A 26,362-nucleotide genomic window follows, 5' to 3' on the forward strand; every position below is an offset into this window, starting at 1 on the left:
ATAATCTGAACTCTTTGTTCCGGGGCGAGTCTGAGTATATGAAAGACGCGCATTTGTTATCATCATCCCTGTTTTCAGAGATGAAATTTTGGCCACTTCCGAGTGGCCTTTTTCTTTTGTATCAAGCGTGCTTTTCCAGCCACACGCTAAACGGCTCAGTATCAGCCGCTTCGATCTCCTGCTGACGACGCTTTGAAGCCTCGGTTTCAGCAATAAATTCAGCTTCCTGCACTATTTCTAACGGCTCTTCACGCAGCAGATTTCGGTAAGCCTCACCCAGCGCTTTGCCCGTGCCGCCAATACCTTCATCAATCATAGACCGTAGGATCCGGGCAGAGAAAGTCAGTTCAGGATTGTCAAAACAGGCAACCAGTTCATCACAGACCTTCTGATACTCCTCTCCCCCATCGATGCTGTCCAGCGTTTGTGCCACGCGTTTCAGATCGCGGAACAAATCTTTCCCAACCTTCGGCAGCGGGAACTGGGCTGTTTCACAGCCAATACCTAACGTCAGCCCAGGCTTACGCCCTTCGAGAATCACGCGATTCCAGTTTTTACGCGTACACAGCAATTCATCGCTGCTCATTTCCGGGGCATCAGCCAGCGCACACCAGACCATAAACAGATCGAGGAAACGCACCTGCTGCTCGTCCACGCCGATAGGCGAGAACGGGTTGATATCCAGCGAGCGTACTTCGATGTACTCGATACCGCCACGCAGAAGCGCATCTGATGGCGTTTCTCCACGACGAGTGACGCGTTTCGGGCGAATAGGCGCATACAGCTCATTTTCAATCTGCAGAACGTTGCTGTTGATTTGCAGACGCTTACCGTCTTTCTCCAGACCGATCGCCGCGTACTCCTCGGAAGGCGTCTTAATCGCGCGCTTTAATCCTGCCACATACTCATGCAAATCGTTAAACGTAATTCCGAGATTGCTTTGCGACTTATTGGTATAGCCCAAATCACTCAGACGCAGCGACGTTGCGTACGGCAGGTAATACATCCCACAGTCGGTTTTTTCAAACGGCAGAGTTGTCGGTTTTCCTTGCAGGAATGAGGAACAAATGGCCGGAGAGGCACCAAACAAATACGGGATCACCCAACCAAAACGGTAGTAGTTGCGGATCAGACGGAAGTAGCCCGCGGAGATCTTCTCTTTTGCATCCTCACCTTCGGTTACACCGCATTTCGCCTGCCAGAAAGCCATAGGCAGCGAGAAATTGTAGTGTACGCCCGAGATTGTCTGCATCAACGCGCCGTAACGGTTTTTGAGGCCTTCACGGTACAGCGTCTTCAGGCGACCGGTATTCGACGTACCATACTGTGCCAGTTCGATATCCTGACCTTCGGCAATATAGCAAGGCATGCTCAACGGCCACATACGCTCGTCGCCAAGGTTTCTGGCGGTATAACGATGTAAGTCGCGCATGAACGTGAGCATTTTCTCAATGTCGTCACCGGGAGGAGTAATGAACTCCAGCAATGCTTCGGCAAAGTCAGTGGTTATCCACTTATGCGTTAGCGCTGAGCCTAACACCTCAGGATGGCCTGTTGTTGCTAATGACCCATCTGCATTAACACGCAGCGTTTCGCGCTCCAGACCACGTTGAATCCCCTTTAACGCCTGAGGATGGTTTTCCAGCCAGGCCAGCGCCTGTGATACGTCCGGGATCAAATTGACCTCCCGCCTGTCAAAATCGTTTTAATTAGCATAATGGTATTGGTTACCCTGAAGGCTATCCCACAACACAATTAGTGCCACCACATAATGCCTTGTGTCGTAACCGCTGCGACAACAACATAGCGCAGCGCCTTGCCAAGGCATAAGAAAAAGAGAACTGGGCCCCACGAGATGCGCATCCACCCGGCTAACAGGCACAGCAAATCCCCCACAACCGGCATCCAGCTTAATAATAGTGTGACAGCGCCATAGCGCCGCAGCCAGCCAGTGGCTTTTTCTTGCCAGCGCGATGTTTTACGCAATGGAAAGAAACGCCCAAGGATAACGTTAGTTAACCCTCCAAGGCTATTACCCATTGTTGCTGTTAAGACTAAGACCCAGGGATGACTGACCCCGGAAACCAACAAAGCAACCAGAACAACTTCAGAATTGCCGGGTAATAGCGTGGCACTGAGAAAACTGCTGGCAAACAGTGACAGGAGCGACAGTCCATCACTCACAATAACCGGACATCCACGGCATCCATTCCCGCGGCATGCGCCGCCTGTATTCCAAAATCGGCATCTTCAAACACGACGCAACGAGCCGGAACAACCCCCATACGTTCGGCACAAAGCAAAAACGTATCAGGAGCCGGTTTATGGTGTTGTACGTGATCGGCTGCGACTACAGCATCAAAATAGCGACGCAGACCAAGGTGAGCGAGCAGCGCTTCTGCAATTGCGCTTTCACTACCCGTACCTACCGACATAGGACGACGACCATGCCAGGCTTTCACGACATCAACCAACGGCAAAGGCTGGACGCTATCCAGCAGCATGCTTCTCACCTTGTCGGTTTTTTCACGTGCCAGTGCATGAGGATCAAGATCGGCATGGTTCAATTCAATTACCGACTGCGCAATACGCCACGTTGGGGAGCCATTGAGGGCGACCATGGCATGTTCATCAAACCGTAGTCCATAATGCCCCAATACCTCATGCCACGCCTTACGATGCGTAGGCTCGGTATCCAGGATGGTACCATCCATATCAAAAATCAAACCCGCATAACGTTCGTACATCGTCTTCTCACAAGCCGAGTGACCAGACGTTATTTTATCGTAATTGATTGATTTTGTCGCTGACAGCGAATTGAGGGGTGTTCAGAGAGTATGTGGAAATGATTTGAGGGGGAGATGGTGCTGCCGATTATCTCGCAGACCATGAAAAAACAGTTTCGCTGTTATCTCGGAGAAGATGGTCCATCCGGGAGGATGACTCACTAGTGTTCGCCCTGCGGGCCGTTGCTGAAGCAACGTTATCCTCCCTGGTGCTGGCGATTATCTCGCAGACCGTGAAACAACAGTTTCGCTATTATTCAGGAGAAGATGGTGCATCCGGGAGGATTCGAACCTCCGACCGCTCGGTTCGTAGCCGAGTACTCTATCCAGCTGAGCTACGGATGCATTGGGAATTGCTGATTACTACTGATACTGCGAAGAAGATGGTGCATCCGGGAGGATTACTCGGCTGCGCCTCGCCCTGCAGGCCGTTGCTGAAGCAACGTTATCCTCCCTGGTGCTCGCGATTATCTCGCAGACCATGAAACAACAGTTTTACTGTTGTCTCGGAGAAGATGGTGCATCCGGGAGGATTCGAACCTCCGACCGCTCGGTTCGTAGCCGAGTACTCTATCCAGCTGAGCTACGGATGCATCGGAAAACTTGCTATACTGCCGATATTGATATCGTGATAAGCGATATCAAGTAAGAGATGGTGCATCCGGGAGGATTACTCGGCTGCGCCTCGCCCTGCGGGCCGTTGCTAAAGCAACGTTATCCTCCCTGGTGCTCACGATTATCTCGCAGACCATGAAACAACAGTTTGCTGTTGCCTCGGAGAAGATGGTGCATCCGGGAGGATTCGAACCTCCGACCGCTCGGTTCGTAGCCGAGTACTCTATCCAGCTGAGCTACGGATGCATCAGGGAAACTTACTTTACTGCAGATTTGATGTCGCTGCTAAAGCGACATCAAGTAATATGGTGCATCCGGGAGGATTCGAACCTCCGACCGCTCGGTTCGTAGCCGAGTACTCTATCCAGCTGAGCTACGGATGCAAATGGCGGTGAGGCGGGGATTCGAACCCCGGATGCAGCTTTTGACCGCATACTCCCTTAGCAGGGGAGCGCCTTCAGCCTCTCGGCCACCTCACCAACACGCCTCTTGCGAGTGCTTCGAAGAACTTGTTTCTGCTCATCGTCGCTGCGTGGCGCACATATTACTTTCTGGGACTTATAAGTCAAACAATTTTTCCAGAGCTTTTATCGTTTGCACATTTCACGCGCAATTAGTCTGCAAAAACGGCAAAAAGAGTGTTTTATCAACAGATAAATTGGCAATTTCCTGAAGGAGTGAACAAACGGAAACTTCGCAGGAAAAGGCATTACGCGCAGTGGAATCGAAAAAATGGGGAAGACGAAGAAGAAAAGAGAAGAAAAAGAGTAACTCAATCAGGTTGCGCCTCACCAGAAAGGTGAGACGCGAAAACCTTAGTAACTGGACTGCTGGGATTTTTCAGCCTGGATACGCTGGTAGATCTCTTCACGATGGACAGAAACTTCTTTCGGGGCGTTTACGCCAATGCGCACCTGGTTGCCCTTCACCCCTAAAACTGTCACGGTGACCTCATCGCCTATCATGAGGGTCTCACCAACTCGACGAGTCAGAATCAGCATTCTTTGCTCCTTGAAAGATTAAAAGAGTCGGGTCTCTCTGTATCCCGGCATTATCCATCATATAACGCCAAAAAGTAAGCGATGACAAACACCTAAGTGTAAGCAGTCACGGCATCACATTCTGTTAAACCTAAGTTTAGCCGATATACACAACTTCAACCTGACTTTATCGTTGTCGATAGCGTTGATTCAAACGCTGCGGATTGAAGTCCGCAGCGTCGACTTACGCTTATAATTATTACAGTTTTGCGCTGACCCAGCCTTTCACACTGGCTAACGCTGCAGGCAGAGCCGCTGCATCCGTACCACCGGCTTGCGCCATGTCCGGACGACCGCCACCCTTACCGCCGACCTGCTGAGCGACCATTCCAACCAGTTCCCCTGCTTTCACGCGATCTGTCACGTCCTTAGACACACCCGCAATCAGAGAAACCTTACCTTCCACTACCGTTGCCAGAACGATAACGGTAGACCCCAGTTGATTTTTCAGATCATCAACCATGGTACGCAACATTTTCGGCTCAACGTCCGCGAGTTCGCTGACCAGCAGCTTCACGCCGTTGATATCAACCGCTTTGCTGGAAAGATTTGCACTCTCCTGCGCCGCAGCCTGTTCCTTCAATTGCTGCAATTCTTTTTCCAGTTGACGTGTACGCTCCAGCACGGAACGAACTTTGTCACCGATATTCTGGCTATCGCCTTTCAGCAGCTGCGCAATATCGCTTAAGCGATCGCTCTCAGCATGCACGGTTTGGATAGCACCTTCACCGGTTACGGCTTCAATACGACGAACGCCTGCCGCAGTACCTGACTCGGACACAATGCGGAACAGACCGATATCACCCGTACGGCTGGCGTGAGTACCGCCACACAACTCGGTAGAGAAATCACCCATGCTCAGAACGCGCACATGGTCGTCATATTTCTCGCCAAACAGTGCCATTGCGCCTTTGGCTTTTGCCGCTTCGAGATCCATGATGTTCGTTTCAATCGGCAAGTTGCGACGGATTTGCGCGTTCACCAGATCTTCAACGGCACGGATTTCAGCAGGCTTCATTGCTTCGGTATGAGAGAAGTCGAAGCGCAGCAGTTTATCGTTAACCAACGAACCTTTCTGTGCCACATGCGTGCCCAGAACCTGGCGCAGCGCCGCGTGCATCAGATGCGTTGCGGAGTGGTTCAAACGAATACGCGCACGACGGGCTTCATCCACATCAGCCTGTACCGCATCACCAATTTTCAGAGAACCCGCAGACAGCTTGCCGATGTGACCAATGGCCTGGCCATATTTCTGCGTGTCGCTAACGGCAAACGCGAAGCCTGCGCCTTTCAGTTCACCCTTGTCGCCAACCTGACCACCAGATTCCGCATAGAACGGCGTCTGATCCAGTACGACAACGGCTTCCTGACCTGCGTTAATTGCGTCTACCGCTTTACCATCAACAAACAGCGCAGTCACTTTGCCGTTCAGTTCCAGGTGCTCGTAGCCTTTAAATTCTGAGGCGCCATCAACGCGAATCATTGCATTGTAGTCTGCGCCAAAACCGCTGGCTTCACGCGCACGACGGCGCTGTTCTTCCATTGCAGCTTCAAAGCCTGCTTCGTCAACCTTAATGTTACGCTCGCGGCAAACGTCTGCCGTCAGGTCAACCGGGAAACCGTAGGTGTCATACAGACGGAATGCGGTTTCACCATCCAGCGTATCGCCGGACAGTTTTGCCAGTTCTTCATCCAGCAGCGCCAGGCCACGCTCCAGAGTACGCGCAAACTGCTCTTCTTCGGTTTTCAGAACCTGTTCAACCATAGCCTGCTGACGCTTCAGTTCTTCACCTGCAGAGCCCATGACGTCCACCAACGGACCAACCAGCTTGTAGAAGAAGGTATCCTTCGCGCCCAGCATGTTGCCATGACGTACCGCACGACGAATGATACGGCGCAGCACATAGCCACGGTTTTCATTCGACGGGACAACGCCATCGGCAATCAGGAATGCACAGGAACGGATATGGTCAGCGATAACGCGCAGAGACTTGTTGCTCAGATCGGTTGCGCCAGTGACTTTCGCCACGGATTCAATCAGTGAGCGGAACAGGTCGATTTCATAGTTGGAGTTAACGTGTTGCAGCACGGCCGCAATACGCTCCAGACCCATACCGGTATCCACGGACGGTTTCGGCAGCGGTTCCATGGTGCCGTCAGCCTGACGGTTGAACTGCATGAAGACGATGTTCCAGATCTCAATGTAGCGATCGCCATCTTCTTCTGCGCTTCCCGGAGGTCCACCCCAGATATGGTCGCCGTGGTCGTAGAAAATTTCGGTGCATGGACCGCAAGGACCGGTATCACCCATCTGCCAGAAGTTGTCTGAAGCATAAGCCGCACCTTTGTTATCACCGATACGGATGATACGTTCGCGCGGAATACCGACTTCTTTTTCCCAGATTTCATAGGCTTCATCGTCAGTTTCATAGACGGTTACCCACAGGCGCTCTTTTGGCAGAGCAAACCAGTTTTCACCGGTCAGCAGTTCCCATGCGTATTGAATAGCGTCGTGTTTGAAGTAATCGCCGAAGCTGAAGTTGCCCAGCATTTCGAAGAAAGTGTGGTGACGTGCAGTGTAACCGACGTTTTCCAGGTCATTGTGCTTACCGCCCGCACGTACACAACGCTGCGAGGTGGTTGCGCGGGAATAATTACGCTTGTCGAGGCCAAGGAAAACATCCTTGAACTGGTTCATCCCGGCGTTGGTAAACAACAAAGTAGGGTCATTGTTCGGTACCAGGGAGCTGCTGGCAACTACCTGGTGTCCTTTACTATGGAAAAAATCGAGAAACGCCTGACGGATCTCAGCGGTGCTCTTGCTCATAATTATCCTGAAGAAATCAAGCTAACGAAATGTCATTACCAGCATCGGCACGCAAACTGCGCCTCTGGCAATCGAAAAGTGGGAATAAGATAAGTTTTCTTTACTGGGAAGTAAAATCCCGTATGCGGTCAATCGTCAAAATTTCGCCATATTGCCTGAATATCTTCCATCAGATAGCCGCGATAGAGCAAAAAACGCTGGACCTTTACTTTATCTGAAAAATCGACAGGTAAAGGTTCACCGTACTTCCGAATGGCCTGCTCGCGTGCAAGCACTGCCCAGTCAATTTCGCACTCACGCATGGCCCGCTCGATAGCTTCACGCGCGATCCCTTTTTGGTTTAATTCCTGGCGCACTCGGGCTGGTCCATAACCTTTGCGGCTACGGCTGGCGATAAACTGCCGCACGAAACGATCATCATCCAGATAACGACTTTCAATACACCAGGCGATGACCTTGTCGTAATCCTCCGGCGTGGCATCAATTTCTTCTGGTCCATTTTTCCCCATCACCGGAGCGGCCAGCTTGCGCCGCAGTTCCTGCTCGCTGTGGTCGCGCATCGCCAGAATACGTACGGCGCGGTCAAGCAGTCGGGAATAAGCGGAACGGCGGGAAGTTGCTTCTGTCATAGTAAGCCTTCAGAAATGAAAAAGGGCTGCATGATATGCAGCCCTTTACTATATGTGATTCACAACATGCGATTCAAAACAGATTATCAGAAATCTTCGTTCGTTTCTTTTACGTCTTCGCCGCTGTCATCAACGGAGAAATCAGGCGTTGAATCCTGGTTATTGAGCAGTAACTCACGCAATTTCTTCTCAATTTCTTTCGCAGTTGCCGGGTTTTCTTTCAGCCAGTTGGTCGCATTCGCTTTACCCTGACCGATTTTCTCACCGTTGTAGCTGTACCATGCACCGGCTTTTTCAATCAGCTTCTCTTTCACGCCCAGGTCAACCAGTTCGCCGTAGAAGTTGATGCCTTCACCGTAAAGGATCTGGAATTCAGCCTGTTTGAACGGCGCTGCAATTTTGTTTTTCACAACCTTAACGCGGGTTTCGCTGCCGACCACGTTGTCGCCTTCTTTCACCGCGCCAATACGACGGATGTCCAGACGAACAGACGCATAGAATTTCAGGGCGTTACCACCGGTGGTGGTTTCCGGGTTACCAAACATAACGCCAATCTTCATACGGATCTGGTTGATGAAAATCAGCAGCGTGTTGGACTGCTTCAGGTTACCGGCCAGCTTACGCATTGCCTGGCTCATCATACGCGCCGCAAGGCCCATGTGAGAGTCGCCAATCTCGCCTTCGATTTCTGCCTTCGGCGTCAATGCGGCAACGGAGTCGACAACGATAACGTCAACCGCACCGGAGCGCGCCAGCGCATCACAGATTTCCAGCGCTTGTTCACCGGTATCCGGCTGAGAACACAGCAGGTTGTCGATATCAACACCAAGCTTACGGGCATAGACCGGATCCAGCGCGTGTTCCGCATCGATAAATGCACAGGTTTTACCTTCACGCTGCGCAGCGGCAATAACCTGCAGGGTCAGCGTTGTTTTACCGGAGGATTCAGGCCCGTAGATTTCGACGATACGGCCCATTGGCAAACCGCCCGCGCCCAATGCGATATCCAGAGAAAGCGAACCGGTGGAGATAGTTTCCACATCCATGGAACGGTCTTCACCCAGGCGCATGATGGAGCCTTTACCGAATTGCTTTTCGATCTGACCCAGCGCTGCAGCCAACGCTTTCTGTTTGTTTTCGTCGATAGCCATTAATTACTCCTGTCATGCCGCTTTCGGGTTAAACCGCGAAACGTGATAGATAATGTTCTGTTGAGGCAATTATACTGTATGCTCATACAGTATCAAGTATTTTGTAGAAATTGTTGCCACAGGGTTTGTAACGCGTAGACGGTCGCCTGTCGACGTACCGCGTCGCGATCGCCGCTGAAGCATTCCCTACGCGTAATACCCTCGCCGCTCGCGCTGGCAAAGGCGAACCATACGGTACCCACGGGCTTTTCTTCACTGCCGCCATCCGGCCCGGCAATACCGCTGATCGAGACTGCGAAATGCGCGCGGGCAGCTTTTAGCGCGCCAATCGCCATCTCCACCACCACAGGCTCGCTCACCGCCCCATGCTGGGCCAGCGTCTCTTCGCGCACGCCAATCATTTGTGCTTTGGCTTCGTTGCTGTAGGTCACAAACCCGCGTTCAAACCAGGCGGAGCTTCCGGCAATATCCGTAATCGCTTTGGCCACCCAGCCGCCGGTGCAGGACTCCGCCGTCGTAACGGTCGCCCCACGCGCTTTCAGCGCCAGGCCAACCTGCTCACTTAACTGCATCAGTTCACTGTCGGTCATTTCAGCCTCTGTCAGTTAAAAAATATGCCGGACAAGATAGCACTTTCATAACCAATGTGGGGATGGAGAGAACGTTTTACGAGGGGGATTCCAAAAATTGCTCCGTTGCATAAATAAGACCTGCCGGATGACGATGTCAGGGCATCTTATCCGGCCTACGAGAGATTTCTTCCTGTAGGCCGGTGGAGCGATTACTGCACGCGCGCCAGCGCGACCGCCTGACCCAACTGCCACACGGCCATCGCGTAGTGGGTACTGTGGTTGTAGCGGGTGATGGTGTAGAAGTTCGGCAGTCCATACCAGTACTGATAGCCGGTACCAATATCCAGGCGCAGCAGGCTGGCCTGCTGATGATTACCCAACGACTGCTGTGGCGTCAGACCCGCGGCAGCAAGCTGAGAAATGCTGTACTGGGTTTTAAAGCCGTTCGCCAGCCCAGGTGCCTGACCATTTGCCGGCACCGCGACCGTATCGCCTTTCACCCAGCCGTGGCCCTTGAAGTAATTCGCCACGCTACCGATGGCATCAACCGGATCCCACAGGTTAATGTGGCCATCACCATTAAAATCAACGGCATATTGCTTATAGGAAGACGGCATAAACTGGCCGTAGCCCATCGCGCCGGCAAAAGAACCTTTCAAATCGAGCGGATCGTCGCTTTCATCTCGCGCCATCAGCAGGAAGGTTTCCAGTTCACCAGAGAAGTATTCCGCACGACGAGGATAGTTAAACGACAGCGTCGCCAGCGCATCCAGAATCCGCGTTTTACCCATCACGCGGCCCCAACGCGTTTCAACGCCGATAATGCCAACGATAATTTCCGGCGGAACACCATAGACCTGCCACGCGCGGTTCAGCGCATCTTCATATTGATTCCAGAAGGCCACACCATTTTGCACGTTGTCAGGCGTGATGAACTGTTTGCGGTAGCGCAGCCATGCGCCGTTAGGACCGGCTGGCGGTTGAGTCGTCGGTGCCTGGCGGTCCATCAAACGCAATACCGAGTCCAGACGCTTGGCCTGCGACAGGATCTCCTGCAACTGCTGGCGGTCAAAGCCGTGCTTGTTGACCATTTTTTCGATGAACTGCTGCGCGTTCGGATTATTGGAAAAATCACCGCCCGTTTGCATGACGTTGTGCTGTGGCTCAAGCAGGAAGCCGCCGGATGGCGCACCCGTAGTCGTTTGAGTCTCTGAAGGTTTAGGTTTGCTGCTACAGGCAGCGAGCAGTACGAAAAGGGGGAGTAACGCTACATAACGACGCTTGAACATGAGACATCCATTAAACAAATTCAGCCTGGGAGAAGTATGGTAAAGCATCCTCCGCCATACAAGGAAGCGGTAGTCGCTCTCCTTCACAGAATTTACATCCCCTTTCATCTCTGACCTTCACATTTGCGAGCTTTCACGCAATAACTTTCAAATTAAAATATTTATCTTTCATTTTGAGATCAAAATAACACTTTCATATCTTTCGATCTGATTAAAATTAGCCACCGTTTGGCAAGATAACTAAAATCCCTACAGGAGAGAATAATGATCGACACCATCACACTCGGTGCTGAGTGGTTTATCGGGCTGTTCCAGAAAGGCGGAGAAGTGTTTACCGGTATGGTGACCGGTATTCTTCCCCTGCTGATTAGCCTGCTGGTCATCATGAATGCGCTGATTAACTTTATCGGCCAGCAACGTATTGAACGTTTTGCTCAGCGCTGCGCCGGAAATCCACTGTCCCGCTATTTGCTACTGCCGTGCATCGGCACATTTGTATTTTGTAACCCGATGACGCTGAGTCTGGGTCGCTTTATGCCAGAAAAATACAAGCCCAGCTACTACGCCGCCGCCTCTTACAGTTGCCATTCCATGAACGGCTTATTCCCGCACATCAACCCCGGCGAACTGTTTGTCTATCTGGGGATCGCCAGCGGCCTGACCACGCTGGGGCTTCCGCTTGGCCCACTGGCGGTGAGCTACCTGCTGGTCGGTTTGGTGACTAACTTCTTCCGCGGCTGGGTGACCGATTTCACCACCACTATCTTCGAGAAAAAAATGGGCATTCAACTTGAGCAGAAGGTGCATCTGGCGGGAGCAACATCATGACACGTATTCGTATTGAAAAAGGCACCGGTGGCTGGGGTGGCCCCCTTGAACTGGATGCTGTACCGGGCAAGAAAATTGTCTATATCACCGCCGGAACTCGCCCCGCAATAGTCGACAGGATAGCAAGCCTGACCGGTTGGCAGGCAGTTGATGGCTTCAAAGAAGGCGAGCCGCCGGAGAACGAAATTGGTGTGGCGATCATCGACTGCGGCGGCACGCTGCGCTGTGGGATCTATCCCAAACGCCGTATACCGACGGTGAATATTCACGCTACAGGTAAATCCGGCCCGCTGGCTCAGTACATTGTCGAAGATATCTATGTCTCTGGCGTGAAAGAAGAAAACATCACGATTGTCGGCGAGGCATCCGCTGCGCCGCAACCTGCAAGCAGCACTATCGGTCGCGATTACGACACCAGTAAAAAGATTACCGAACAAAGCGACGGCCTGTTGGCAAAAGTGGGAATGGGCATGGGTTCAGCCGTTGCGGTTCTGTTCCAGTCCGGACGTGACACCATCGATACCGTCCTGAAAACTATTCTGCCATTTATGGCGTTCGTCTCGGCACTTATCGGCATCATTATGGCTTCGGGTCTGGGAGACTGGATTGCCCATGGACTCGCGCCGCTGGCCAGCCATCCGTTGGGACTGGTTACTCTGGCGCTGATCTGCTCTTTCCCGCTGCTGTCGCCTTTCCTCGGCCCCGGTGCGGTTATCGCCCAGGTTATCGGCGTGCTGATCGGTGTACAGATTGGTCTGGGGAACATTCCTCCGCATCTGGCGCTACCTGCCCTGTTCGCCATTAACGCCCAGGCTGCATGTGACTTTATTCCAGTCGGATTGTCGCTGGCCGAAGCACGTCAGGACACGGTCCGCGTCGGCGTGCCATCCGTACTGGTGAGCCGTTTTCTGACCGGCGCACCTACCGTTCTCATCGCCTGGTTTGTTTCTGGCTTTATTTACCAATAAGGGGCACTCAAAAATGACCGTAATTTATCAAACCACCATTACCCGTATCGGCCAGAGCGCCCCGGATGCACTGTGCAACCAGATGCTGATTACCTTTCGTGAAGGCGCGCCAGCGGATATCGAAGAGTTTTGTTTCATCCATTGCCACGGGGACCTGAACGGCTCTTTACAAGCCGGGATCCAGTTTGAACTGGGCCAGCACCACTACCCGGTCACCGCCGTTGGCAGCGTGGCGGAACAAAACTTACGTGAACTCGGGCATATCACCCTGCGCTTTGACGGGCAGAGCGAAGCGGAATTCCCCGGCACTGTACACGTTGCGGGCCCCGTCCCGGACGGTATCACCCCGGGCTGTATTTTGAAGTTTGTTGCTTAAGATTGAAGGAGATAAAAATGAATCAGGTTGCCGTTGTCATTGGTGGAGGCCAGACCCTGGGGGCATTCCTTTGCCGTGGGCTTGCGACAGAAGGATACCGCGTCGCGGTGGTGGATATTCAAAGCGATAAAGCTGCCAACGTCGCGCAAGAAATTAACGCCGAGTTTGGCGAAGGTACCGCGTACGGTTTTGGCGCAGATGCCACCAGCGAACAGAGCGTGCTGGCGCTGTCGCGCGGAGTGGATGAAATATTCGGTCGTGCCGATCTGCTGGTTTACAGCGCGGGTATCGCTAAAGCCGCGTTTATCAGCGACTTTCAGCTTGGGGATTTCGACCGCTCGCTGCAGGTCAATCTGGTCGGCTACTTCCTCTGTGCTCGTGAATTTTCACGCCTGATGATCCGCGATGGCGTGCAGGGACGCATTATCCAGATCAACTCAAAATCAGGGAAAGTGGGCAGCAAACACAATTCAGGCTACAGCGCGGCAAAATTTGGCGGCGTGGGCTTAACCCAGTCGCTGGCGCTGGATCTGGCGGAGTATGGGATCACCGTACATTCGCTGATGCTCGGCAACCTGCTGAAATCACCAATGTTTCAGTCGTTATTACCGCAATATGCGACCAAGCTGGGCCTTAAGCCAGATGAGGTGGAGCAGTACTACATTGATAAGGTTCCGCTTAAACGCGGCTGCGATTATCAGGACGTACTGAACATGCTGCTGTTTTACGCCAGTCCAAAAGCCTCTTACTGCACCGGACAGTCCATCAACGTGACCGGCGGTCAGGTGATGTTTTAATGTTGAATTGCCGGATGGCGGCTGCGCTTATCCGGCAAAATCAAAGGAGTACATAATGGTTTCCGCACTGATTACCGTCGCCGCTATCGCCTGGTGCCTGCAACTGGCGCTTGGTGGCTGGCAAATATCCCGCTTTAACCGGGCGTTTGATCAACTCTGCCAGCAAGGTCGGGTTGGTGTTGGTCGCTCCGGTGGGCGTTTTAAACCGCGCGTGGTGGTAGCCATTGCGCTGGATGAGCAGCAACGGGTGACCGACACGTTATTTATGAAAGGTCTTACGGTATTCGCCCGACCAGGCAAAATTGCCACGATAATGGGCAAACATCTTGATGATTTACAGCCTGATGTGATCTTTCCCCATGATCCGTTATCACAGAATGCACTATCATTGGCGCTTAAACTGAAACATGGGTAATTTCGTTGTGAATGCTAATAGCTTGCGAAATTATCATTTTGCAACTTATTAAGTCAGGGTAATCACGCCTATGAAACCTCGTCAGCGTCAGGCTGCCATACTGGAGCATCTGCAAAAGCAGGGCAAATGCTCGGTTGAAGAACTGGCCCACTACTTTGACACGACCGGCACGACCATTCGCAAAGACCTGGTCATTCTGGAAAATGCCGGAACCGTCATTCGTACCTATGGCGGTGTGGTATTAAATAAAGACGAATCCGACCCGCCAATCGATCACAAAACGCTAATCAATACGCATAAAAAAGAGCAGATTGCCGAAGCCGCCGTCCGTTTTATACACGATGGCGACTCTATTATTCTGGATGCAGGTAGCACCGTACTGCAGATGGTGCCGATGCTCACGCGCTTTAGCAACATCACCGTCATGACCAACAGTCTGCACATTGTTAACGCCCTTTCGGAGCTGGACAACGAGCAAACTATCCTGATGCCCGGCGGGACCTTTCGCAAAAAATCTGCGTCATTTCACGGTCAGCTGGCAGAAAACGCCTTTGAGCAGTTCAGCTTTGATAAACTCTTCATGGGCACCGACGGCATTGACCTCAATGCCGGCGTGACCACCTTTAATGAGGTGTTTAGCGTCAGTAAAGCGATGTGCAATGCCGCTCGCGAAGTGATTCTGATGGCTGACTCGTCAAAATTTGGGCGCAAAAGCCCTAATGTTGTATGCAGTCTGGAAAGCGTCGACAAGCTGATTACCGATGCGGGCATCGACCCTGCGTTTCGTCAGGCGCTGGAAGCAAAAGGGATTGAAGTGATCATAACCGGAGAAACCAATGAGTGATGCACTACTGAACGCGGGCCGTCAGACGTTAATGCTGGAACTACAGGAAGCCAGCCGACTGCCAGAACGCCTGGGCGATGATTTTGTCCGCGCCGCTAATACGATTATCCACTGTGAAGGCAAAGTCATTGTCTCCGGTATTGGTAAATCAGGTCATATTGGCAAAAAAATTGCGGCGACCCTCGCCAGCACCGGCACGCCCGCCTTTTTTGTGCATCCGGCGGAAGCGCTGCACGGCGACTTAGGGATGATCGAAAGCCGTGATGTCATGCTGTTTATCTCCTACTCCGGTGGTGCGAAAGAGCTGGATCTCATCATCCCACGCCTGGAAGACAAATCCGTCGCACTGCTGGCAATGACCGGAAAACCGACCTCACCGTTGGGTCTGGCAGCCAAAGCCGTGCTGGATATTTCCGTTGAGCGCGAAGCCTGTCCGATGCGCCTGGCACCGACGTCCAGCACCGTAAATACGTTGATGATGGGCGACGCGCTGGCGATCGCCGTAATGCAGGCGCGCGGCTTTAACGAAGAAGATTTTGCCCGCTCACATCCGGCAGGTGCGCTGGGCGCTCGTCTGTTAAATAAAGTGCATCATCTGATGCGCCGTGACGATGCCATACCTCAGGTGAAGCTCACCACCAGCGTTATGGACGCGATGCTGGAACTCAGCCGCACGGGTCTTGGCCTGGTCGCGGTCTGCGACGACCAGTCACTGGTGAAAGGGGTCTTTACCGACGGTGACCTGCGCCGCTGGCTGGTTGGCGGCGGAGCGCTCACCACCCAGGTTAGCGAAGCTATGACTCAGAATGGCATTACGCTACAGGCGCAGAGCCGCGCGATTGACGCCAAAGAGATCCTGATGAAGCGTAAAATCACTGCCGCACCGGTGGTCGATGAAAACGGTAAACTCACCGGTGCTATCAACCTGCAGGATTTCTATCAGGCCGGTATTATCTAATCCTTCAGACCCAGACGTTTCGCCAGCCGGTGCAGGTTGGCGACGTCTGTTTCCAGCGCGCGCGCGCTTGCCGCCCAACTGTGATTATTTTGCGCCAGTGCCCGGCGGATCATCTCCCGCTGGAACGACTCTGTTGCTTCACGCAGATTGTGATGTTGTGGGATCTCCGCAACAACTTCCGCCACCTGCGGAGCCGGACCTTCATCCTGCAAGGCAAAATGCTGCGCCTCCAGCACCACTTCATCCCCTGCCCTGGTAGCCCTGGCCAGAACAACCGCCCGGTGAATGGCATGTTCCAGCTCGCGCACGTTTCCGGGCCAGCCGTAATTCAGCAGATGACTACGCGCTCCGGGGCTTAGCACCACGCGGGAAAGACCCAGCCGTAGTCGGCATTGCTCGCAAAAATAGCCGGCCAGCAGCACCACATCTTCGCCGCGCTCACGAAGAGGCGGTACAGAAAGGGGGAAAACGCTCAGACGGTGGAACAAATCCGCGCGGAAATTCCCGGCCAGCACCTCTTCGCGTAAATCACGGTTCGTCGCCGCCAGCACCCGCACATCCACGCGCAGGCTGCGATCGTCACCCACGCGCTGAATATCGCCGTACTGCAATACGCGCAGCAGCTTAGCCTGTAGCGCCAGCGAGAGTTCGCCTATCTCGTCGAGAAACAGCGTCCCATTGTCGGCCATTTCAAACTTACCGCTACGATTGCTGATAGCCCCGGTAAATGCACCTTTTACGTGACCAAACAGCTCACTTTCGGCTACGGTTTCCGGCAACGCCGCGCAGTTCAGATACACCAGTGGATTCACCGCGCGCGGCGAACCTTCATGGATAGCTTTAGCCACCAGCTCCTTCCCGGTTCCTGTTTCGCCGCTAATCAGCACGTTGAGATCGGACCCCGCCACAATCTCAATTTCTTTTTTCAACTGCATCATATTGGGCGACAGGCCAATCATCTGGGTTTCCGTCACCTGCTCAAAGTTGGTTGACGAACCTGGCAGCATATTCTGGCTTTCCAGTTGTTCAATCAGCAGCGCATTGCTCAGCGCACCCGCCGCCAGCGCGGCAATCAGCCTAAGCTCCTCATCGCTGAAAACATCGAACTGATCGGGCTCCATGCCATCCAGGGTTAACGCACCAATCAAATTTTGACCGGCGAACAACGGCAGCCCAATACAGGCATGCACCTTCAGACTCTCCTGCCCCGGAATCAGACCATCATATGGGTCTGGCAAATCGCTGTCGGCAGGGAAACGAACCACGTCTCCGGCGCGGGCAATCGCCTCCAGACGCGGATGCCCTTCCAGAGTAAAGCGTCTGCCGAGAACATCCTGCGCCAGCCCATCGATCGCCAGCGGAATAAACTGTCGCGACTCATAGCGCAGCAGTGCCGACGCGTCGCACTCCAGCACCTGACGCAAAGTGGTTATCAGACGTTGAAAACGGTCCTGATGTCCAATACCGCTTTGTAATTCAATGGCGATGCCCGCCAGCACGTCTACGGAAAAGCTCATGACTACCTCATTGTCATTTTGACAATTCATATTGTCATATTGACAATAAAATGAATAGTCATTTTGACTACCACTTAATAAGCAGGAAACAATAAAACCATTAAAATCAAAAAGATAAAAAGTTGGCACGCAACCTGCAATAAGCAAAACATCTTTTTTAGAAAAACGCTGAATTAATTACTGAGGTTGCTATGTCTATTCTGGTTAAAAATAACATTCATTGGGTTGGCCAACGTGACTGGGAAGTTCGTGATTTCCACGGGACTGAATACAAAACGCTGCGCGGCAGCAGCTACAACAGCTATCTCATCCGTGAAGAAAAAAATGTCCTGATCGATACAGTAGACCACAAGTTTAGCCGTGAATTCGTGCAGAACCTGCGCAGTGAAATTGACCTCGCGGATATCGACTACATCATCATTAACCACGCGGAAGAAGACCATGCAGGGGCGCTGACTGAACTGATGTCCTGCATCCCGGACACGCCGATTTACTGCACAGCCAACGCCATTGACTCCATCAACGGGCATCACCATCACCCGGAGTGGAACTTTAACGTGGTGAAAACCGGTGATTCACTGGACATTGGTAACGGCAAACAGCTGATCTTCGTTGAAACGCCAATGCTGCACTGGCCTGACAGCATGATGACCTACATGACCGGCGACGCGGTGCTGTTCAGTAACGACGCCTTCGGTCAGCACTACTGCGACGAACGTCTGTTTAACGACGAAGTTGACCAGACCGAACTGTTCGAACAGTGCCAGCGTTACTACGCCAACATTCTGACGCCGTTCAGCCGTCTGGTTACACCGAAAATTACTGAGATCCTCGGCTTCAACCTGCCTGTCGATATGATTGCTACTTCCCACGGCGTGGTATGGCGCGACAACCCGACGCAAATCGTGGAAATGTATCTGAAATGGGCGGCGGATTATCAGGAAGACCGCATCACCATTTTCTACGACACCATGTCCAACAACACCCGCATGATGGCGGACGCTATAGCCCAGGGCATCAACGAAGTTGACCCGAACGTGGCGGTGAAAATCTTTAACGTCGCCCGTAGCGATAAGAACGAAGTTCTGACTAACGTCTTCCGCTCTAAAGGCGTGCTGGTCGGTACTTCGACGATGAACAACGTAATGATGCCAAAAATCGCCGGTTTGGTGGAAGAGATGACCGGCCTGCGTTTTCGTAACAAACGCGCCAGCGCCTTTGGCTCACACGGCTGGAGCGGCGGCGCAGTAGACCGTTTGTCTACGCGTTTGCAGGATGCTGGTTTCGAAATGTCGCTGAGCCTGAAGGCGAAATGGCGTCCGGACCTGGATGCGCTGGAACTATGCCGCCAGCACGGCCGTGAAATCGCGCGTCAGTGGGCGCTTGCTCCACTGCCGGAAACAACCGTGAAACCCGCATCCAAAGAAGAAGAATGCGCTTGCGCCGCTGCGGCTGCCGCCGATCTTGGCCCTAGCATGCAGTGCAGCGTGTGCCAGTGGATTTACGACCCGGCAAAAGGTGAACCGCTGCAGGATGTCGCGCCGGGAACACCGTGGAGCAACGTGCCGGATAACTTCCTGTGCCCGGAATGTTCATTAGGTAAAGACGTCTTCGACGTCCTGGCAACGGAGGCAAAATGAGCCGCGGAATTGTCATTATTGGTTCGGGCTTCGCCGCCCGCCAGTTAGTCAAAAATATCCGTAAGCAGGATGCAAATGTCCCGCTGACCCTGATTGCTGCGGACAGCATGGATGAGTACAACAAGCCCGATCTCAGCCATGTTATCAGTCAGTCACAGCGTGCAGACGACCTCACCCGCCAGTCGGCGGGGGAGTTTGCCGAACAGTTTAATTTGCGCCTGTTCCCGCACACCTGGGTAACCGACATCGATGCTGATGCCCACGTAGTGAAAAGCCAGGATCAGCAGTGGCAGTACGACAAACTGGTGCTGGCGACGGGCGCTTCAGCCTTTGTACCGCCGGTTACCGGACGTGAGTTAATGCTCACGTTGAACAGCCAACAAGAGTATCGCGCTTGTGAAACGCAGCTGCGTGACGCCCAGCGGGTACTGATAGTCGGCGGCGGCTTGATTGGCAGTGAACTGGCGATGGATTTTTGTCGTGCCGGTAAAGCGGTAACGCTTATCGACAACGCCGCCAGCATTCTGGCTTCGCTGATGCCGCCGGAAGTCAGCAGTCGCTTACAGCATCGTCTGACCGATATGGGCGTACACCTGCTGCTGAAATCACAGCTTCAGGGGCTGGAGAAAACGGCGACAGGTATTCGTGCCACGCTCGATCGTAGCCGCAGCGTAGAAGTCGATGCGGTGATCGCCGCCACCGGCTTACGCCCGGAGACCGCACTGGCGCGTCGTGCCGGATTGAACATCAATCGTGGCGTCTGCGTCGATAGCTACCTGCAAACCAGCCACCCGGACATTTATGCTCTCGGCGACTGTGCGGAGATTAACGGTCAGGTGCTCCCGTTCCTGCAGCCGATTCAGCTGAGCGCCATGTATCTGGCGAAAAACCTGCTCGGCGGCAATGCGCCATTGAAACTGCCAGCCATGCTGGTAAAAGTCAAAACGCCAGAACTGCCTCTGCATTTGGCCGGGGAAACCCAGCGCCGCGATCTGAACTGGCACATCGCCGCCGAAGCGCAGGGAATGGTTGCCAGAGGGATGAACGACGAAGGCCAGCTGTGTGCGTTTGTCGTCAGTGAAGACCGCATGAAAGAGGCCTTTGCGCTGCTGAAAACGTTGCCTGTGTAAGTCTGGGATACCGGATGGCGCCGCTTCGCGTCTTATCCGGCCTACGACTTTGCCCGGCAATGCTGCTACTGATTTATTAACCTCACGCACATGGATGTGCGTTGCCACTTGTCGGTATGCCCCGACATGTTTTTCTTGCCCCGCCAGTCCCGGGGCTTTTTTTTATTTTTGCGCCAACGCTCGCGCCGCGGCAATCACGCCCTGCCCCAATGACAACCCGCCGTCGCCCGCCGGTAAACACTGCGGGAACAGTAAGGTAAAATCACGCAGATAAAACGCCAGACGGGCCGACAATAAGCGGTTATGCATCACGCCACCGCTAAATACTAACGTCTTAATCCCGCGCGCTTCGGCCTGCATTCGCATCAGAGTGGCAAACCCACGCGCCAGCGCGTCGTGAAACGCCCATGCCCTTTCTGCTGGTTTGGCCTGCCAGTTCAGCCATTGCTGCCAAAAAACCGCTAAGTCCAGCTGATTGTCATCAAGCGGCACCGTGACTGGGTGATCAACGCCATCACATTGCGATGCCATCGCCTCAAGCGCACAGGCCGCTTCACCTTCATAACTCAATGATTCCGGTGCACATTGCAACGCGGCGGCAACGGCATCAAACAGTCGTCCGCACGATGACGCCAGCGGAGCGTTAATTCCCCGTTCAATAGCGCGCGCCAGCACGTTCCAGTTTTGATGTTGCAGCACCGATGTTTCCGGATAACGCTGCCAGTCAGGAACAAAACGCAGGCACTGCGCGAGCAGATTACGCCACGGCTGTTTTGCCGCCAGATCACCGCCCGCCAGCGCTACCGCCGGTAAGCCGCCAAGGTGTTCGCATTCACGATAGTTAACTCGCAAACACTCCCCACCCCACAGCGCGCCGTTTTCCCCCATACCGATACCGTCTAGCGTCAGAGCAATCACATCACCGCCATTGAGCGGCCATCTGTGTTCCGCAAGACACGCAGCGGCATGCGCATGGTGATGTAGCACCGTTTCAGTTGGCAGCTCCATTTCACTGGCCCACTGGCTGGAAACATAGCCAGGGTGTGCATCATGCACGATACGCTGCGGCGTAAAGTCATAAATGTTCTGGATCAGGCGTAGCGCATCACGCCACTGTTGCTGAATGCCGTCATCGCTAAGATCGCCCAAATGCTGGCTGATAACCGCCTGCTCGCCGCGCACCAGACAGAAAGTATTTTTCAGATCCGCCCCTAAGCACAGCATCGGCGGCACGTCGAGAAATCCTGGTGGTAGTGCGACCGCATCCGGCACATAACCCCGGGAACGACGCAGCATTTCCCCACTGTCACGCACCACGGAGTCATCCATCCGCTGCACAATTTCGCGATTATGCAGCAGGAAACCGTCGGCAATGTCGTGTAAATCTTCCAGCGCCTGGGCGTTGGTAATGGCCGGAGGCCTGCCGCTGAGGTTGCCAGAAGTCATCACCAGCGGACAATTCATCTCTTGTAAGAGCAAATGCTGTAACGGATTCGCTGGCAGCATGACGCCAACCTCCGTTAACCCCGGCGCAATGCCCTCGCTCAATGCAGCGACATAGCGTTTCTGCACCAGCACGATCGGCGCAGCAGGGGTAGTCAGCAAACGACGAGCGGGTTCAGACAATCCTTCATCAGAGGGCAGCATCACTGCCAGAGGTTTCGCCGGACGGTGTTTGCGCAGCCTGAGTAGCGCTACGGCGTTATCATTTCGCGCATCGCACACCAGATGAAACCCACCAATGCCTTTAACCGCCACAATACCGCCTGCTTTCAGCCGCGTTACCGCCGCCTGCAGCGCCTCTTCTTTCTCCGCTCGCTCACCTGCACAGAACCACTCCAGATGAGGGCCGCATGCCGGACAAGCCACTGGCTGGGCGTGGAAGCGACGGTCGTACGGATCGCGATACTCTTTGTCACATTGCGCGCAGAGTGGGAATGACGCCATTACGGTAAACGGACGATCGTAGGGCATCGCGCGGATAATCGTAAAACGCGGACCACAGTGGGTGCAGTTGATAAAGGGGTATCGGTAACGACGTTCGCCGGGGGTGTTCATTTCTACAAGGCATTCGGGACAGGTCGCGGCGTCCGGAACGATTTGCGTATTCATCGTACCGCCAGCACTTTGACGAATCGAGAAATCGGCAGGCTGCTGCGTCCAGGCGAATGGTTCACTCTCAACGCTGTCAATGCGCGCCAGCGGTGGGCAGTGTTGATGCAACTGCGCAATAAACACCGCCGGATCTTCCTGTAAGCGCACAACCACACCGTCACCGTCGTTACACACATCGCCATGCAGTTGTAAGCGCTGCGCCAGTTGCCAGACGTAGGGGCGAAATCCGACGCCCTGTACTTTGCCGCGAATACGCAGCTGTACGCCGGAGTGGTTGTTTATTGTCATTAAGTCGTTCCCGCAGTCATCTATCCCGGTTTGCCTGATGGCGCTACGCTTATCAGGCCTACGTGGATGCGAACAGTAGGCCGGATAAGGCAAAGCCGCCATCCGGCATAAGTACTACCGTATTTTACGCGGATTTTCAGATATCAGAACAGCAAAGATGCGGTGGAATCCAGCGCGGCGCGACGACGTTTTTCCGCACTCAGTTGCTCAAGCTTATTGCGATCCACATATATCAGTGCGTGAGTCGGGCACACTTCCATACAGGCAGGACCAGTCTCACGATGGTGGCACAGGTCGCACTTATTGGCTTCAGCTTTTTCTGCACGGACGTTCAGACCTGCGCCGCTGTTACGCACGACCGGACGCACGACCACTTCCATTGCGCCGTAAGGACAAGCCACAACGCAGGTTTTACAGCCAATGCAGCGTTCCTGCATTACGTGGACAAAACCTTTATCACGGCTGATCGCACCGTTCGGACAGACGTTAGCGCACGGCGCGTCTTCGCACTGGCGGCACAGCGTCGCCGTGGAGACATTAACACCTTTGATGACGTGAATGCGGGGTAAAAAGGTTTCAGGGGTCAGCGATGCGCAGTCCTGGTTATCCTGATGGGATACCACGCAGGCCACTTCACAGGTACGGCAACCAATGCATTTATTGGCGTCTGCAATGATGAAACGGTTCATCAATTTCTCCAGCAATGACAGAATATCTGCCGAAGCATACACAAATCGTGCCAGAATTTAATTTGCTGTTTTTAAAGGAATTTTATTCTGAAGAACGCAAGAAGGGCGTGTCATCGTCACTAGTGACGATGACAAATGACAGCTGTCAGCGCGAAACGGGCGGCGCAACTGAGTCGCGCGCAATGAGTTCACCGGTGAAGGTCTTTGACGGCGTAAACGCCCCGTCACCTAACATAAAGATCAGGCGCCCAATCGTTTCCTGAATCATTTCTGTTACCGGAATTTTAACGCTGGAAAGCGCCGGAATAGTGTATGGCGCGAGGGCGATATCATCAAAGCCAATCACCGACACCTGTGCGGGAACGCTCACACCATGCTCGTGTAACTGCTTCATCGCGCCGATCGCCATATCGTCATTGCTGGCCACCAATGCGGTAAAATTGACCTTGCGCGAAAGCAAAGTATCCACACCCGCTGCGCCGCAGGCTGGCGTCCATTTCCCTTTAACAATCAGATCATTATTTAGCGCGATCCCATGATGTGCCAGCGCGTCTTTATAGCCTGAAAGTCGCTCCACGCCGGTTGGCGAATCCATCGAGCCGGTAATAAAACCAATCTCTTTATGCCCGGTGGCAATGAGCTGAGTAACGGCGTTAAAGCTGGTCTGCTTTTGATCGCACCATACGCTGTGGCTACTGTTTTTCCGCAGGCGTCGATTAAGCACCATAATCGGCTGGCTGTGGGCATCGATGATGTCATCTATCTCATCCACGCTGAGAAAACGCGGATATATCATAATCGCGTCACAGCGCAGGTCGAGCAGATACTGGATCGCCTGGCGCTCTTCCTCAGCGCTATGCTTACCGTCAGCCAGTAACAGCTGGCGCCCTTTATCTTCCGCCATCCGCGCGGTATGAAACAGCAGTTCGCTGAAATAGACGCCGTGATAAAGGGTGTTTGTTACCACCAGACCCAGTGTCTGCGTGGTTTTCGCCGCGAGACTGCGCGCCAGCAAATTTGGGCGGTAACCACTCTCTTCAATAGCCTGAAACACGCGGTCTTTGGTTTCCTGGCTGACATAGCCGTTTCCGGAAAGCACCCGGGAAACCGTCGCTTTCGACACTCCGGCACGCTTCGCCACCTCCAGCATCGTGGTCATATTACTCATCCCTTTTCTCTCAATGTGACGCAGTGTACTGCACCGTTTTGCCGCTGTCCTTGCTGCTAAATCGCAGACGCTGACATCTGGTGATCGGGGTCACAATTACAAAAACTGATCAAAATTAAATCTTGATCAGTTAATTCAATTTAAACATGCTTTTGTGGAACCGGTTTCCTATCTGCGTTTCATCAACCCAGAAAAGCGACCCACGTAAACGGATAAAAAATAACGTACTCTACTGATAAAACAGGATTAAATCCGATGTCCAAGAATTATGCAGCGCTGGCGCGCTCCGTTGTGACGGCTCTGGGAGGCGTCGACAACATCACAGCAGTGACCCACTGTATGACCCGTTTGCGTTTCGTTATCAAAGATGACTCGCAGGTCGACAGCGCGACGCTGAAAACCCTCACTGGCGTGCTGGGCGTGGTGCGCAACGAGAACCAGTGTCAGGTGATTATCGGCAACACCGTTTCGCAGGCATATCGTGAAGTGGTCAGCCTGTTGCCTGCCAACATGCAGCCTGCTGAGCCGCAAATCAAACCCCGACTGACGCTGAAGCGAATTGGCGCGGGGATCCTTGATGCGCTGATCGGCACAATGTCGCCGTTGATCCCGGCGATTATCGGCGGATCAATGCTCAAGCTGCTGGCGATGGTTCTGGAAATGACCGGCGTGCTGGTGAAAGGATCGTCCACGCTCACCATTCTGACCGTCATTGGCGACGGTGCATTCTTCTTCCTGCCGCTGATGGTCGCCGCGTCGGCCGCTATCAAATTCAAAACCAACATGTCGCTGGCTATCGCCATCGCGGGCGTACTGGTGCATCCCAGCTTTATCGACCTGATGGCGAAGGCCGCGCAGGGTGAGCACGTTGAGTTTGCCCTGATCCCAGTGACGGCGGTGAAATACACCTACACGGTGATCCCGGCGATGGTCATGACCTGGTGCTTGTCATACATCGAACGCTGGGTCGATCGTATAACTCCGGCGGTGACCAAAAACTTCCTCAAACCGATGCTGATCGTGCTGATCGCTGCCCCGCTCGCCATCGTCATCATTGGCCCGATCGGTATCTGGATCGGTAGCGCGATTTCAGCGCTGGTCTATACCATCCACGGCTATCTCGGCTGGCTGTCAGTGGCCATTATGGGCGCGCTGTGGCCGCTGCTGGTAATGACCGGTATGCACCGTGTCTTTACGCCAACCATTATTCAGACGATTGCCGAAACCGGAAAAGAAGGCATGGTAATGCCATCGGAAATTGGCGCCAATTTGTCGTTAGGTGGTTCATCGCTGGCAGTGGCATGGAAAACCAAAAACCCGGAGCTGCGCCAGACTGCATTAGCAGCTGCCGCCTCAGCCATCATGGCGGGCATTTCCGAACCCGCGCTATATGGCGTGGCAATCCGCTTGAAACGTCCGCTGATTGCGAGCCTTATCAGCGGTTTTATCTGCGGTGCTGTTGCTGGAATGGCCGGGCTTGCAAGCCACTCCATGGCGGCTCCAGGTCTGTTCACCAGCGTCCAGTTTTTCGATCCGGCCAATCCGATGACCATCGTTTGGGTATTTGGCGTGATGGCACTGGCGGTAGTGCTTTCTTTTGTACTAACGCTGATTCTCGGCTTTGACGATATTCCTGTCGAAGATGCAGCCGCGCAGGCCAGAAAAAACCAGGCCGCACAACCGGGCAATATCAATGGAGCCAGCATTTGACTGGTATGAA

23 protein-coding genes and 5 tRNA genes are annotated in these 26,362 nt (G+C 53.6%); 10 read left to right on the plus strand and 18 right to left on the minus strand.

Annotated features, from left to right (window positions below; all coding sequences use genetic code 11):
- Positions 1-121 precede the first annotated feature (121 nt).
- From gshA to mltB, 14 genes are all read right to left on the minus strand, one after another.
- Positions 122-1,678 (minus strand): glutamate--cysteine ligase, encoded by a 1,557-nt coding sequence (gshA, locus tag OGX86_RS19275; RefSeq protein WP_032944711.1) that lies wholly within the window; start codon positions 1,676-1,678, stop codon positions 122-124.
- A 77-nt stretch (positions 1,679-1,755) separates the two neighbouring features.
- Positions 1,756-2,184: a YqaA family protein gene (locus tag OGX86_RS19280; RefSeq protein WP_003825961.1), complete on the minus strand. Its 429-nt coding sequence runs from the start codon at positions 2,182-2,184 to the stop codon at positions 1,756-1,758.
- Complete coding sequence (gene yqaB, locus OGX86_RS19285; protein WP_003825960.1) at positions 2,181-2,747, minus strand: fructose-1-phosphate/6-phosphogluconate phosphatase; 567 nt, start codon at positions 2,745-2,747, stop codon at positions 2,181-2,183. Before yqaB ends, OGX86_RS19280 begins: the two co-directional genes overlap by 4 nt.
- Before the next feature lie 307 nt (positions 2,748-3,054).
- A tRNA-Arg gene (locus OGX86_RS19290) sits at positions 3,055-3,131 on the minus strand.
- Between the two features lie 171 nt (positions 3,132-3,302).
- Positions 3,303-3,379 (minus strand) — tRNA-Arg (locus OGX86_RS19295).
- 191 nt (positions 3,380-3,570) lie between these two features.
- A tRNA-Arg gene (locus OGX86_RS19300) sits at positions 3,571-3,647 on the minus strand.
- 60 nt (positions 3,648-3,707) lie between these two features.
- A tRNA-Arg gene (locus OGX86_RS19305) sits at positions 3,708-3,784 on the minus strand.
- Between the two features lie 3 nt (positions 3,785-3,787).
- A tRNA-Ser gene (locus OGX86_RS19310) sits at positions 3,788-3,880 on the minus strand.
- 336 nt (positions 3,881-4,216) lie between these two features.
- Positions 4,217-4,402 carry a carbon storage regulator CsrA gene (gene csrA / locus OGX86_RS19315; RefSeq protein WP_000906486.1) on the minus strand — a complete coding sequence of 62 codons (186 nt, stop codon included), beginning with the start codon at positions 4,400-4,402 and terminating at the stop codon, positions 4,217-4,219.
- Between the two features lie 238 nt (positions 4,403-4,640).
- Positions 4,641-7,268, minus strand: a complete 2,628-nt coding sequence (alaS, locus tag OGX86_RS19320) for an alanine--tRNA ligase (RefSeq protein ID WP_048215695.1) — start codon at positions 7,266-7,268, stop codon at positions 4,641-4,643.
- Positions 7,269-7,396: 128 nt separating this feature from the next.
- Positions 7,397-7,897 (minus strand): recombination regulator RecX, encoded by a 501-nt coding sequence (gene recX, locus OGX86_RS19325; protein ID WP_103014813.1) that lies wholly within the window; start codon positions 7,895-7,897, stop codon positions 7,397-7,399.
- An 86-nt stretch (positions 7,898-7,983) separates the two neighbouring features.
- The gene (gene recA, locus OGX86_RS19330) at positions 7,984-9,048 is read right to left on the minus strand and encodes a recombinase RecA (protein WP_003037330.1); all 1,065 of its coding nucleotides are present in this window, start codon (positions 9,046-9,048) and stop codon (positions 7,984-7,986) included.
- Between the two features lie 92 nt (positions 9,049-9,140).
- A complete protein-coding gene (gene pncC / locus OGX86_RS19335; protein ID WP_048225249.1) occupies positions 9,141-9,638 on the minus strand; it encodes a nicotinamide-nucleotide amidase in 498 nt (165 codons plus the stop codon).
- Positions 9,639-9,829: 191 nt separating this feature from the next.
- A complete protein-coding gene (mltB, locus tag OGX86_RS19340) occupies positions 9,830-10,909 on the minus strand; it encodes a lytic murein transglycosylase B (RefSeq protein ID WP_286640429.1) in 1,080 nt (359 codons plus the stop codon).
- Positions 10,910-11,173: 264 nt separating this feature from the next.
- On the opposite strand from mltB, the gene srlA reads away from it, so the two are divergent.
- The 7 genes from srlA to gutQ all read left to right on the plus strand — a co-directional run bounded on the left by srlA (position 11,174) and on the right by gutQ (position 16,095).
- On the plus strand, positions 11,174-11,737 hold the full coding sequence (srlA, locus tag OGX86_RS19345) for a PTS glucitol/sorbitol transporter subunit IIC (RefSeq protein WP_003037339.1): 564 nt from the start codon (positions 11,174-11,176) through the stop codon (positions 11,735-11,737).
- Complete coding sequence (srlE, locus tag OGX86_RS19350) at positions 11,734-12,705, plus strand: PTS glucitol/sorbitol transporter subunit IIB (protein ID WP_048225255.1); 972 nt, start codon at positions 11,734-11,736, stop codon at positions 12,703-12,705. Before srlA ends, srlE begins: the two co-directional genes overlap by 4 nt.
- Before the next feature lie 13 nt (positions 12,706-12,718).
- The gene (gene srlB, locus OGX86_RS19355; RefSeq protein ID WP_168978958.1) at positions 12,719-13,081 is read left to right on the plus strand and encodes a PTS glucitol/sorbitol transporter subunit IIA; all 363 of its coding nucleotides are present in this window, start codon (positions 12,719-12,721) and stop codon (positions 13,079-13,081) included.
- Positions 13,082-13,098: 17 nt separating this feature from the next.
- Complete coding sequence (gene srlD, locus OGX86_RS19360; RefSeq protein ID WP_048215692.1) at positions 13,099-13,878, plus strand: sorbitol-6-phosphate dehydrogenase; 780 nt, start codon at positions 13,099-13,101, stop codon at positions 13,876-13,878.
- Positions 13,879-13,933: 55 nt separating this feature from the next.
- Positions 13,934-14,293 (plus strand): transcriptional regulator GutM, encoded by a 360-nt coding sequence (gene gutM, locus OGX86_RS19365; RefSeq protein WP_008785622.1) that lies wholly within the window; start codon positions 13,934-13,936, stop codon positions 14,291-14,293.
- A 70-nt stretch (positions 14,294-14,363) separates the two neighbouring features.
- Positions 14,364-15,137, plus strand: coding sequence for a glucitol operon DNA-binding transcriptional repressor SrlR (gene srlR / locus OGX86_RS19370; protein ID WP_003037350.1), 774 nt, complete (start codon positions 14,364-14,366; stop codon positions 15,135-15,137).
- Entirely contained in the window at positions 15,130-16,095 is a 966-nt protein-coding gene (gene gutQ / locus OGX86_RS19375; RefSeq protein WP_003825938.1) for an arabinose-5-phosphate isomerase GutQ, read from the plus strand. Before srlR ends, gutQ begins: the two co-directional genes overlap by 8 nt.
- Here the strand turns inward: gutQ and norR are convergent.
- Positions 16,092-17,612 (minus strand): nitric oxide reductase transcriptional regulator NorR, encoded by a 1,521-nt coding sequence (gene norR, locus OGX86_RS19380; protein WP_048215691.1) that lies wholly within the window; start codon positions 17,610-17,612, stop codon positions 16,092-16,094. The genes gutQ and norR overlap by 4 nt on opposite strands.
- A gap of 191 nt (positions 17,613-17,803) precedes the next feature.
- On the opposite strand from norR, the gene norV reads away from it, so the two are divergent.
- On the plus strand, positions 17,804-19,252 hold the full coding sequence (norV, locus tag OGX86_RS19385) for an anaerobic nitric oxide reductase flavorubredoxin (RefSeq protein WP_286640434.1): 1,449 nt from the start codon (positions 17,804-17,806) through the stop codon (positions 19,250-19,252).
- The gene (gene norW, locus OGX86_RS19390) at positions 19,249-20,382 is read left to right on the plus strand and encodes an NADH:flavorubredoxin reductase NorW (protein ID WP_286640436.1); all 1,134 of its coding nucleotides are present in this window, start codon (positions 19,249-19,251) and stop codon (positions 20,380-20,382) included. Before norV ends, norW begins: the two co-directional genes overlap by 4 nt.
- A 162-nt stretch (positions 20,383-20,544) precedes the next feature.
- Here norW and hypF read toward each other — a convergent pair whose 3' ends face one another.
- From hypF to OGX86_RS19405, 3 genes are all read right to left on the minus strand, one after another.
- Entirely contained in the window at positions 20,545-22,785 is a 2,241-nt protein-coding gene (gene hypF / locus OGX86_RS19395; RefSeq protein ID WP_286640438.1) for a carbamoyltransferase HypF, read from the minus strand.
- Between the two features lie 143 nt (positions 22,786-22,928).
- On the minus strand, positions 22,929-23,474 hold the full coding sequence (hydN, locus tag OGX86_RS19400; protein ID WP_048225262.1) for an electron transport protein HydN: 546 nt from the start codon (positions 23,472-23,474) through the stop codon (positions 22,929-22,931).
- A gap of 145 nt (positions 23,475-23,619) precedes the next feature.
- A complete protein-coding gene (locus tag OGX86_RS19405; RefSeq protein WP_048215688.1) occupies positions 23,620-24,633 on the minus strand; it encodes a LacI family DNA-binding transcriptional regulator in 1,014 nt (337 codons plus the stop codon).
- Positions 24,634-24,897: 264 nt separating this feature from the next.
- On the opposite strand from OGX86_RS19405, the gene ascF reads away from it, so the two are divergent.
- Positions 24,898-26,352, plus strand: coding sequence for a PTS cellobiose/arbutin/salicin transporter subunit IIBC (gene ascF / locus OGX86_RS19410; RefSeq protein WP_286640440.1), 1,455 nt, complete (start codon positions 24,898-24,900; stop codon positions 26,350-26,352).
- The last annotated feature ends 10 nt before the right edge of the window (positions 26,353-26,362 follow it).

It is taken from the genome of Citrobacter sp. Cpo040, from assembly GCF_030332915.1.
Classification (GTDB): domain Bacteria; phylum Pseudomonadota; class Gammaproteobacteria; order Enterobacterales; family Enterobacteriaceae; genus Citrobacter; species Citrobacter portucalensis.